This window comes from Sphingopyxis sp. EU05-FHT14B03 (genome assembly GCF_058790875.1).
The window spans coordinates 215,428-224,884 of the sequence record NZ_JBYTDC010000005.1; the positions used below are offsets into that span (position 1 = coordinate 215,428).

Here is a 9,457-nt window from a genome sequence, read left to right on the forward strand (position 1 = left end):
TCGGCAAAAGATGCCAGACATCGCAGCGCCGGGCAATCGCTAAAGGCCAGCCCCTTCCCACGCCGCCGCGCCGCTGCTAGGCGCGCGCCATGATCGCTCCGCATCCCGACCGCCGCACCTTCGCCATCATCTCGCATCCCGACGCGGGCAAGACGACGCTGACCGAGAAATTGCTCGTCGCCGGCGGCGCGATCCATATCGCGGGTGAGGTCAAGGCGCGCGGGGCCGCGCGGCGCGCGCGCTCCGACTGGATGAAGATCGAACAGCAGCGCGGGATTTCGGTGACCTCGTCGGTGATGACCTTCGAGCATGCGGGGCTCATCTTCAACCTGCTCGACACCCCGGGGCATGAGGATTTCAGCGAGGATACCTATCGCACGCTGACCGCGGTCGACAGCGCGGTGATGGTGATCGACGCCGCCAAGGGGATCGAGCCGCAGACGCTTAAGCTGTTCGAGGTGTGCCGGCTGCGTTCGGTGCCGATCATCGCCTTCATCAACAAGGTCGACCGCGAGGGCCTGCCGCCGTTCGAGCTGCTCGACGAGATCGCCGAGCGGCTGGCGCTCGACGTGTGCCCGATGAACTGGCCGGCCGGGATGGGTGGACAGTTCGAGGGGATTTACGATTTGGTCGATCCCGCGATCATGAAGCCGGGTGGCGACGCGTCGCGGATGTATGAAGGTCACCGCGCCAAGGTTGCGGGGCTGGACGACCCGGCGCTGGCAGCGGAGCTTTCGGAGCGCGCGCTCGCGCTGCTCAAGGAAGAAACCGAGCTGGCATCGGCCTGCTACGCGCCCTTCGACGTTGCGGCCTACCGCAACGGTGACTTGGCTCCGGTCTATTTCGGATCGGCGCTGAAAGAATTCGGCATCATCGACCTGCTGTCGGCGCTCGCCAACCACGCGCCGGGCCCACAGCCGCAGCCCGCCGAACCCGCGCCGGTCGATCCGGCCGACGATGCCGTCACCGGCTTCGTGTTCAAGGTGCAGGCGAACATGAACCCCGCGCACCGCGACCGCATCGCGTTCATGCGGCTGTGTTCGGGCAAGTTCGAGCGCGGCATGCGTTTAATGCAGGGCGGCACCGGCAAGGCGATCGCGATCAGCCGCCCGATGCTGTTCCTCGCGCAGGACCGCGAAATGGCCGAGGAGGCTTTCCCGGGCGACATCATCGGCATCCCGAACCATGGCACGCTGCGCGTCGGCGATACGCTCTCCGAACGCACCGACATCACGATCACCGGCCTGCCGAACTTCGCCCCCGAACTGCTGCGCCGCGTCGCGCTCGTCGATCCGACCCAGACCAAGAAATTGCGCAAGGCGCTCGACGACATGGCCGAGGAGGGGATCATCCAGGTCTTCTACCCCGAAATCGGGGCGAACATGATCGTCGGCGTCGTCGGGCAGTTGCAGCTTGAGGTGCTGATCAGCCGTTTGGACGCCGAATATAAGGTCGAGGCGAAGCTCGAACAGTCGCCCTGGGAAACCGCGCGCTGGATAGCCTGCGACGATCCGGCGAAGCTGAAGGCGTTCCAGTCCGAACACCGCGGCGCCAGCGCCACTGACCGCGATGGCGCGCCGGTGTTCATGGCGAAGGACGGCTGGGAGGTGGGCTATATCACCCAGCGCAATCCGGACATCCGCTTTACGGCGACGAAGGAACGGCGGTTGGGCGCGTTGGCGGAATAGGGCCTTCAATAAGCGCGTCATTGCGAGCGAAGCGAAGCAATCCAGAGCGGTTTACGCCACTCTGGATTGCTTCGCTTCGCTCGCAATGACGATCAAATAAGGCTCAGCAGATCGGCCGGTCCCGCCGCTTCGTCGTCATCCTCGCCCTCGAACTTGCTCAACGTCAGCCCCAGCAACCTGATCCCCTGCTCGGTCGGTAGCAAGGGCGCGAGTATCGCCTCGCCCGCCGCGAGCAGCGCCGCGCCGTCGAGGATCGGCGCCGGCACCGACTTCGCGCGCGTGATCGTCCTGAAATCGGCGTAGCGCAGCTTCAGCGTCACTGTCCGCCCGCGCGCGCCTTTCTTGGCGGCACGGTCCCACACCACGCTGCACACATGCGCGAGCGCCTCGCGGATTTCGGTGTCGCCGATCAGATCGTTGAAAAAGGTCCTTTCGCCGCCGAGCGACTTCAGCGGCCGGTTCGACTTCACCCGCCGATGGTCGATGCCGCGCGCCAGGTTGAACAGCCATTCGGCGCTGTTGCCGAAATTCTCGGCCAGCCACATCGGGTCTTTCGCCGCGAGATCGGCGCCCGAAAACACGCCCAGCCCCTCCATCTTCGCCGCGGTCACCGGCCCGATGCCGTGGAAGCGGCGTATCGATAGCGTCTGGACGAACGCCGCGCCCTTGCCGGGGGGAATGACGGTGATGCCGTCGGGCTTGTTCTGGTCCGACGCCAGCTTGGCGATGAACTTGTTGTACGAGACGCCCGCCGAGGCGGTGAGTCCGGTTTCCTCGCGGATGCGGCGGCGGATCAGCTTCGCGGTCGCGGTCGCGCTGCCCTGCTCGGCCTTGTCGGCAGACACGTCGAGATAGGCCTCGTCGAGCGACAGCGGCTCGACCTCGTCGGCATAGTCGCGGAAGATCGCACGGATCTGGTGCGAAATGTCGCGATACACCTCGAACCGCGGCGGCACGAAGATGAGGCCCGGGCATTGGCGTTTCGCGGTGACGCTCGGCATCGCTGACCGTACCCCGAATTTGCGCGCTTCGTAGCTCGCGGCCGCGACCACGCCGCGCCGCGAAGACCCGCCGACCGCAACCGGCTTGCCGCGCAAGGCCGGGTCGTCGCGCTGTTCGACCGACGCGTAAAAGGCATCCATGTCGACATGGATGATCTTGCGGACCCGGGTGTCCGCGGCGTCCACAGCCTGATCGTCGCCGTCTTCCACGTCCGCAGCCTAGCATGTTGCCAAAATGTTCTCAATGCCGTGCCTGACGCGGCGCTTGACGAAGGCGGACCAAAATGGCAATCGCCGCCGGCCTTGGTGAGCGGGTATAGCATAGTGGTAATGCTCTAGCCTTCCAAGCTAGCTAGGCGGGTTCGATTCCCGCTACCCGCTCCAACAGGATCATACCTCCAGATTGACGCGTTTTCGGGCTTTTCCCGGTGGCCAATTCCAGCATGGCCGCGAGGTGGCCAGTCAACTCGATGTCGACGCCCTGCCGCGCGTCCTTCGGGGTGATGACGATCGCGTCGATCATTGCGCGCAGCGACGGACCTGCTTCTACTCGCGCCGCAGGATCTGCGAGCGCTTCGGCTAGGTCGCGAACGAGTCGGCGATACTCGTCGGCAAGCTGCGGATGCAATGCGACCACGGGACCGGCGTCCGCGTCGGCGAGTGCCTGACTCAGCGCGTCCCGGTCTCGGGTGGCATCGCTTAACGCAACACGCAGTTCCGCGAATTCGCCGCCGCCCGTCGCAATGGCTTCGACAAGTCGCAGCACGCGGCCTTCTGCATCAGTGAGCTTTCGGCGCAGCCCGGCATCCCGCTGCGCTTCTGCACGGGACCGCTGTACCCGCTCGGCATGATATTTCTTCACGAACGCCGACACGAGGTCGGGATCAAGCAACTGTTCGGACAGCCCACCGAGGACGCGTCGCTCAAGGTCGCTCGTGCGGATCGTCCGTTCATTGGAGCATACGGCGCTGCCACCTTCCCGATGCGCGCTGCAGCCCCACCGTTCGGGACGGACGACGATGTAACCGGAACCGCAGCAGCCGCACTTCACCAAACCGGACAGCAGGCGTTTCGGTCGCACGGTCTGCTGCAGCGTTCGACCGGAATAGGTCTGTCGCGCGGCATCACTGGCTGCCCACAATGCGTCGTCGATGATGCGGAGATGCGGCACCGGGGTGACCTGCCATTCGGACTCGGGTTTGGGTTTGATCCTGACCTTGCGCGTCCGCGGGTCGATCGTCTTCTGCGTCCTGCCGACGACCAGTTCGCCGCGGTACAGCCGGTTGCGCAGAATTCCGTCGCCGCGCTTCGAGGAACCGGCGACGGTGTTCGAGCGCCAGAACTTCCCGCCGGGTGGTCGGATACGGTCAGCGTTCAGCCCGTTCACGATGTCGCGGATCGATTTCCCCGCGGCGTGTTCAGTGAATATCCGAACGACAACCTCCGCAGTGTCGGGGTCGGGCTCGCGGAGGCCCTTCATCTGTTCACCGCGGTCGTCGAACTTCAGGACTTTCCGATATCCGTATGCGATGCCGGCGGGCGAGAGGCCTTCGGCTGCACGACCCTTCTGGGCGCGGCGGATGTTGTGGGCCAATTCGACCCGCATATGCTCATCGATGACGCCTTTGATGCCGCCGACCAGACTGTCGACCTGCCCGTCGGCGAGGGTGTACAGCCGTGCTCCCGCGTGGATGATGCATTTCCGAATATGGTCGCTGTCACCGACGCCACGGGCAATACGGCTGGTGGTATCCGCGATGACCTGATCGATGTCGCCGGCGTCGAGGCGGTTGAGCATTGCTGCCATGCCAGGGCGCTGATCCTCGGACACACCGGCGCCGCCACCGATCGCATAATCGGTGAAGATGTCGACGACCGTCCAGCCTTCGGCTTCGCAGCGCGTCCGGCAGGCTGAAACCTGGTCGTCGATCGAGCGCCTATTTTGAAGGGCGCTGCTGAACCGGGCGTAGATCAGTGTTCGCATGAGTAGATCGATTCGATGACGAATGACGGGGAGCACTGTCGCGCGCCGCAGCGATGCGCGCAAGCGCGTGGACGAAATCCAGGAGCAGCGGGTTGGGGGAGGTGGAGGTCACTCTACTCGCTCCTTTGACAGCGAGGCAAAGTATCACGAATCCCGCCATTCGCCTAAAGTCAAGCGGCGCTTGACTTGAGATGTGAACCGTGTGGAAGAATAGCAACTTTTAGTTGTTATTTTAGATTGTTTATTTTCTTATTGACGACCGAGGAGTTTTGCAGAAAATAGAGTAAATTGAGTAGATTCTATGGACTAATGATATCGTTATCGGATCTTCTTTCATTTCGACAGCTACAAACAGGAGAAGTGGATGTCTCTCACTCCATATCGTCGCGGAAAAACGTGGTGGGCCAAGGGGCGCATCGAATTTCAAGGCAAGCCGCTCTCCGATTATTATAGGAAGACCACCGGCTCGACTGAAGAAGCTGGCGCTTGGGCTTGGTGCCGCGAGGAGGAGGAGCGGGTATTGCGGCGCCACCTCATTACGAAATTCGAGGCCTGATCTGGACTCCGATTCGAAATTATGACTTGCACAAACCCTCTCCTATTGAAGGCAGCCCATCATGGATTCCGAAGACTTGAAGACGTTCACCGCCGACATCACGGCGGCTTTCGTTTCGAACAACAGCGTAAGCATCGCGGATTTGCCCCATCTCATCAGCGGCGTCTATTCCGCCTTGGCTGGCCTTGGAGAGCCCGTTCCGGTTCCAGTGGAGAAAGTCGTCCCGGCAGTGTCAGTTAGATCGTCCGTTAAGCTGGACAGCCTGACGTGCCTGGAGTGCGGACGGAAATTGAAAACGCTGCGTAGACACCTCGCCAGCGCCCATGATCTTGATGAAGAGGGATACCGTCGGCGATTTGCATTGCCGGACTCGTACCCGATGGTTTCGCCGGCATATTCCGAGCAGCGCTCATCCATGGCAAAAGAGATCGGTCTCGGGGCGAAGGGGCGGGGCGGCGGCCGCAAGGCCAGCGTGACGAAGAAGCGCTGATCTGGACGGTATCAGTTTCGACGTATGCCCCGTGGGGTAATATGGAATCTTGCCGAGCAGCCAGCGCGTAAACGCAACGGATACGACAGCAAGCACCTGCGCCGTTGCTGGCGTACTTATTCGCATTTGTGACCCTGCCAGTAGCGGTCCCACCGCGCCGCGTAGCCATCGCGCACCATTGCGCAGGACAGGTCGCCCGACTTCGGCGAGACGCAGAAGGCGGCGGTACGATTTCCGCCGGCCCCGCCAGCCGAGCGGCAGCGCATCGTCGGCCCGGAAACCTTCACATGGCCCGACGACAGGAAGCCGCGAGGCGTGCCGACCAGTGCCGCCAAGTGATCGCGAGCGGCTACCGCGTCGGCGGAGGGGCAGGGGTGACCCGTACTGCATGTCCCGTTCATCTCGCGCGCTGCGATGCCCGACAGGCGGATATGCGGACCCTCAGCGCACCATATGGGGCCGTCGCCGTCCCAAACCGCCGTAGGCGTGCAGTCGAACGACTCACCGGCAGGAACGATGGAGGCGAGCAATATGGCGAGGATCATTTCGGCTCGATACCATCGGGCCAAGGCTCGTCTATTCCCCATTTGCCGTGCACGCCGTGCGACTGGGGCTTTTCCTCGGTCCTGATGACCATGCGGCTATCGCCATCCACAATATCCACGAGGGCGGCCGCGAGCTGGCCGGCGAGATTGTCGTCTTTGAGGTCGGGCATGGGGTGGCGCCCGCTCCGGTGCCTTCCTTGGCGCATGGTCTTGATCTTGATGAAGAAGCTGTCTCGCAAGTCTTGGCGGTCCATCCGGTGCATGTCAGTCCTCGAACAACCGCGCACGGATATCCGATGCGGCTGCATTGAGCGTCGTGGCCTGCGACCGCAATTCGGCCTCGCCCGTCCGGCCAGCCCGATCGTTGAACCTTCGCGCTTTGCCTTCGAGATAGTCGGCAATACGGTCGGCGTCAGGCTTTCCATTGTGCCCCATGTTCACCGTCATGCCTTCTTCGTCCGATCAACCTGAGTTGCCTGGTACTGGTCGAGTGCCCACTCCTCGACTCCGAGCATGATGTACGGCGCAGCGCGGTCGGGCGCCAATCGCTGGATAATCTCTGCTGCAGCGGCCTCAGCTCGTCGCCCAGCCGTTAGATGGTCCTCGTCCACGCCGCCCGAGGCAAGGTCTGCGTCGTCGTCCAAGTCGCCGCGATCATCCATCCCCTCTAGGCCGAACTGCGCATAGCGGGCTTCGATAGGCGAAACGCCCTCGGCGTCCAGCACCGCGAGCGCGGCAGCCGTGGCTTCATCCCTCACGGCGGGCGAAACGTCATCGACGTCCCAAAGCTCCAAGCCGCGGTATTTGCTCTCGATCGTGGTCACCATGCGTCTCCAATTCGAATCTTCCTTGCCCCATTGTTCTCTTTTCGTTCTAAATTGTCGAGTCATGAGTCGAGAGCTGGCGAACCCTATCCGCGACCTGTTCGACGCGGCAGTGAGGCACAATACGATCAAGGTGTCGTGCCAGTGCGGGAACGTCGGCATCTTCGACCCACACGCCCTGTGGTACCTGTTCGAGCGCCGGGGCTGGCGCGATCACCTGCCCGAGGTGCGGAAGCGGATGCGGTGCTTGCAGTGCTTCTATGCGAAGCGACCGCGTTCATTGGCGACACTGGATTTATGCCGTGACAATCCCACCCGGCAGTCGCGGATGCCGGACATACACGAATGGAAGCGGCAGTTGCGACGGCGACGTTGAACGTCCGAAATGGGGTGGAAAGCAGACGTGAAATAGCGCTGCCAAAGGGGGCGAAACGCTTAGCGTTTTTGGCCCCTGATGATCCGCATTTGCCTGCGACAGGCGAGGCAGGCCCGCCAAGCCCAAATAAGAAATAAACAGGCAGTCGGAATAGCCGCAATAACGACAATCCAATGCCGAGTAATTTCTGGTGGGTCTAAATAGACGAGTGGACCAAAGACGAGAGTTAGTGGAACGATAGGAACCAATGACGGTAGATTGTTCATATTGGGCCATCCATCGCCCATGCTATTGTCAATCCATGCGATGTATCGCTTCCAAATCGACACCCCTGCCTCCCTCTCATGTTGTCACAACCAGACAGTTTTACGCCTAGCAGCTATTGTCCGCAAACGGTCGCTAGCTGTCATTCTCAGCAGCGGTTGACTCTGGCTCGGACCAAGCGACAATCTCCCCCGCATGTGTAACCTCTACACCAACAAATCTACCGTGGCGGAGATGGCGGACCTTTTCAAAACGCCCCGCGAGTATAGCTTCAATGCGCCCGCCGAGGTCTATCCCGGCTACCCCGGCATTGTCGTCCGCGAGGATGACGGCGCGCGCATCCTCCAATCGATGACCTGGGGCTTTCCTCGGCACACGCTCAACAAGCGCACGGGGAAGCCGAACAAGCCGCAGCCGGTCAACAATCTGCGCGACGACAAGCTCTGGACGTTCTGGCGAAAGCAGTTCGTCGAGCCGTCGCAGCGGTGCCTTATCCCGTTCACGGCATTCGCCGAGGCTGAGGGCGAGAAGGGCAAGATGACCCGGACATGGATCAGCGTTGCCGACCAGCCAATCGCAGCTTGGGCGGGCCTCTGGCGCCCCACCGATGAATGGGGCGACGCCTATTCTGGCGTCATGGTCGATGCGACGGCGGAACTGTGGGATATCCACGACAGGATGCCGGTGATCTTGCATCCTGACGAGCACGACACATGGCTGCGCGCGCCCGCAGAGGAGGTAATGGAGCGGGTTCGGCAATATCCTGCCGACCGGCTGGCAGTCGATCGGTCCGTCGATCCGTGGTTCGCTAGGCGGACGGCAGCAGCAACAGACGACAAGTCGCCGCTTTGATCTCAAAACTGAAAATCAACGAGTTGGTGGCGCTCCAGCTCGTCGCGGAAACGGGGAGCTATTCGCGCGCCGGCCACACGATTGGCGTGGCGGGAAGGATCATTGGAGGCCGAATAGCGTCGCTGGAAACAAAGCTCGGTTTTGCACTCGTGGATGGCAAGCCCGGATCATTCACCCTCACGCCTGCTGGCTCGTTTTATCTAGGCCGAGTTACCGAAGCTTTGTATGTCCTGGCAGAAGCGAGCCGCGAGGCGCAGGCGATTGTTTCGGGAGATTTCGATGTCCCCAATAGTTGAGGCCGCAGCACGGGGAATCAGCCCAGCAGATACCCGACGGCGGAAACTAGCCCCGCAACGAACGCTCCGGCGACTAGGGCGGTCAGCAGCCAAAACTCGATGGCGACCGCGCCGGTTTTCCACTTGGGTTCGTGACTCATAGTGGCGGTGTGAAACCGCCATCTAAATTAGGACAGCGAAAGTTCGGAGCTTTAGGACGCGTTGTAGAAAACCGTGTCCTGATCATTCAGATCGCCGATACCACCGGCAGTTCGGCGCAGGGGCACAATGGAGCGCAATTCAGGCGCTTTCCAGTCCTTGCGATCGGTGTTCAGGTCGGTGTGTCCGTCTGCCGTCATGATGCCTCCAATTGGTCAAAGGCGACAGCCCGCTACGAGCCGTCGCAGTTGAAATGGAGAAAGCTCTCCAATGGGTGGCGTGCCAATCCTATAGCGTTGTGAACCCGTCGAGAAGTGCTCCGCTGATCAACGTGGGGCAGGCTATCAGCCAGGTCGGCGCGCATGTTTGTCAAACGGCGTTCAAAAGGGACCCCCGATCGGCGTCGAAGAGGGACCCCCTTTTCGGATAATATGATGCTGGTT

The 9,457-nt window shown here is 61.9% G+C and carries 12 protein-coding genes and 1 tRNA gene; 6 read left to right on the forward strand and 7 right to left on the reverse strand.

All coding sequences use genetic code 11. The features are described from left to right. Positions 1 to 89 precede the first annotated feature (89 nt). The gene (locus tag AC3WS4_RS24035; protein ID WP_492740604.1) at positions 90 to 1,688 is read left to right on the forward strand and encodes a peptide chain release factor 3; all 1,599 of its coding nucleotides are present in this window, start codon (positions 90 to 92) and stop codon (positions 1,686 to 1,688) included. A 92-nt stretch (positions 1,689 to 1,780) separates the two neighbouring features. Here AC3WS4_RS24035 and dinB read toward each other — a convergent pair whose 3' ends face one another. Then, positions 1,781 to 2,899 (reverse strand): DNA polymerase IV, encoded by a 1,119-nt coding sequence (gene dinB, locus AC3WS4_RS24040; protein WP_492740602.1) that lies wholly within the window; start codon positions 2,897 to 2,899, stop codon positions 1,781 to 1,783. A gap of 100 nt (positions 2,900 to 2,999) precedes the next feature. Between dinB and AC3WS4_RS24045 the strand changes: the two genes are divergently transcribed. Further along, positions 3,000 to 3,073: transfer RNA gene (locus AC3WS4_RS24045), tRNA-Gly, on the forward strand. On the opposite strand, the gene AC3WS4_RS24050 is transcribed toward AC3WS4_RS24045, so the two are convergent. Next, entirely contained in the window at positions 3,042 to 4,673 is a 1,632-nt protein-coding gene (locus AC3WS4_RS24050; protein WP_492740601.1) for a recombinase family protein, read from the reverse strand. The two genes, AC3WS4_RS24045 and AC3WS4_RS24050, sit on opposite strands and share 32 nt — an antisense overlap. Before the next feature lie 364 nt (positions 4,674 to 5,037). Here AC3WS4_RS24050 and AC3WS4_RS24055 point away from each other — a divergent pair, with 364 nt between their 5' ends. Beyond that, positions 5,038 to 5,229, forward strand: coding sequence for a hypothetical protein (locus AC3WS4_RS24055; RefSeq protein WP_492740600.1), 192 nt, complete (start codon positions 5,038 to 5,040; stop codon positions 5,227 to 5,229). A 61-nt stretch (positions 5,230 to 5,290) separates the two neighbouring features. Beyond that, positions 5,291 to 5,719, forward strand: coding sequence for a Ros/MucR family transcriptional regulator (locus AC3WS4_RS24060; protein ID WP_492740598.1), 429 nt, complete (start codon positions 5,291 to 5,293; stop codon positions 5,717 to 5,719). A 116-nt stretch (positions 5,720 to 5,835) separates the two neighbouring features. On the opposite strand, the gene AC3WS4_RS24065 is transcribed toward AC3WS4_RS24060, so the two are convergent. From AC3WS4_RS24065 to AC3WS4_RS24080, 4 genes are read right to left on the reverse strand one after another with little or no spacing between them, the layout of a single operon-like run. Continuing rightward, positions 5,836 to 6,264: a thermonuclease family protein gene (locus tag AC3WS4_RS24065; protein ID WP_492740597.1), complete on the reverse strand. Its 429-nt coding sequence runs from the start codon at positions 6,262 to 6,264 to the stop codon at positions 5,836 to 5,838. Continuing rightward, positions 6,261 to 6,527 carry a hypothetical protein gene (locus AC3WS4_RS24070; RefSeq protein ID WP_492740596.1) on the reverse strand — a complete coding sequence of 89 codons (267 nt, stop codon included), beginning with the start codon at positions 6,525 to 6,527 and terminating at the stop codon, positions 6,261 to 6,263. The genes AC3WS4_RS24065 and AC3WS4_RS24070 overlap by 4 nt, the downstream gene beginning before the upstream one ends. A gap of 1 nt (position 6,528) precedes the next feature. Then, complete coding sequence (locus tag AC3WS4_RS24075; RefSeq protein ID WP_492740595.1) at positions 6,529 to 6,711, reverse strand: hypothetical protein; 183 nt, start codon at positions 6,709 to 6,711, stop codon at positions 6,529 to 6,531. Further along, positions 6,708 to 7,091, reverse strand: coding sequence for a hypothetical protein (locus AC3WS4_RS24080; RefSeq protein WP_492740594.1), 384 nt, complete (start codon positions 7,089 to 7,091; stop codon positions 6,708 to 6,710). The genes AC3WS4_RS24075 and AC3WS4_RS24080 overlap by 4 nt, the downstream gene beginning before the upstream one ends. An 832-nt stretch (positions 7,092 to 7,923) precedes the next feature. Between AC3WS4_RS24080 and AC3WS4_RS24085 the strand changes: the two genes are divergently transcribed. After that, positions 7,924 to 8,580: an SOS response-associated peptidase gene (locus AC3WS4_RS24085; protein WP_492740593.1), complete on the forward strand. Its 657-nt coding sequence runs from the start codon at positions 7,924 to 7,926 to the stop codon at positions 8,578 to 8,580. Then, positions 8,577 to 8,876: a LysR family transcriptional regulator gene (locus AC3WS4_RS24090; protein WP_492740592.1), complete on the forward strand. Its 300-nt coding sequence runs from the start codon at positions 8,577 to 8,579 to the stop codon at positions 8,874 to 8,876. Before AC3WS4_RS24085 ends, AC3WS4_RS24090 begins: the two co-directional genes overlap by 4 nt. A gap of 191 nt (positions 8,877 to 9,067) precedes the next feature. Here AC3WS4_RS24090 and AC3WS4_RS24095 read toward each other — a convergent pair whose 3' ends face one another. Then, positions 9,068 to 9,214 (reverse strand): hypothetical protein, encoded by a 147-nt coding sequence (locus tag AC3WS4_RS24095; protein WP_492740591.1) that lies wholly within the window; start codon positions 9,212 to 9,214, stop codon positions 9,068 to 9,070. Positions 9,215 to 9,457: the final 243 nt, after the last annotated feature.

What these genes read in the sequence shown, in the direction of transcription:
- AC3WS4_RS24035 (WP_492740604.1), top strand. Translation starts at nt 90, where the DNA reads ATGATCGCTCCGCATCCCGACCGCCGCACCTTCGCCATCATCTCGCAT.
- AC3WS4_RS24050 (WP_492740601.1), bottom strand. Translation starts at nt 4,673, where the DNA reads ATGCGAACACTGATCTACGCCCGGTTCAGCAGCGCCCTTCAAAATAGG.
- AC3WS4_RS24055 (WP_492740600.1), top strand. Translation starts at nt 5,038, where the DNA reads ATGTCTCTCACTCCATATCGTCGCGGAAAAACGTGGTGGGCCAAGGGG.
- AC3WS4_RS24060 (WP_492740598.1), top strand. Translation starts at nt 5,291, where the DNA reads ATGGATTCCGAAGACTTGAAGACGTTCACCGCCGACATCACGGCGGCT.
- AC3WS4_RS24065 (WP_492740597.1), bottom strand. Translation starts at nt 6,264, where the DNA reads ATGATCCTCGCCATATTGCTCGCCTCCATCGTTCCTGCCGGTGAGTCG.
- AC3WS4_RS24070 (WP_492740596.1), bottom strand. Translation starts at nt 6,527, where the DNA reads ATGCACCGGATGGACCGCCAAGACTTGCGAGACAGCTTCTTCATCAAG.
- AC3WS4_RS24075 (WP_492740595.1), bottom strand. Translation starts at nt 6,711, where the DNA reads ATGACGGTGAACATGGGGCACAATGGAAAGCCTGACGCCGACCGTATT.
- AC3WS4_RS24080 (WP_492740594.1), bottom strand. Translation starts at nt 7,091, where the DNA reads ATGGTGACCACGATCGAGAGCAAATACCGCGGCTTGGAGCTTTGGGAC.
- AC3WS4_RS24085 (WP_492740593.1), top strand. Translation starts at nt 7,924, where the DNA reads ATGTGTAACCTCTACACCAACAAATCTACCGTGGCGGAGATGGCGGAC.
- AC3WS4_RS24095 (WP_492740591.1), bottom strand. Translation starts at nt 9,214, where the DNA reads ATGACGGCAGACGGACACACCGACCTGAACACCGATCGCAAGGACTGG.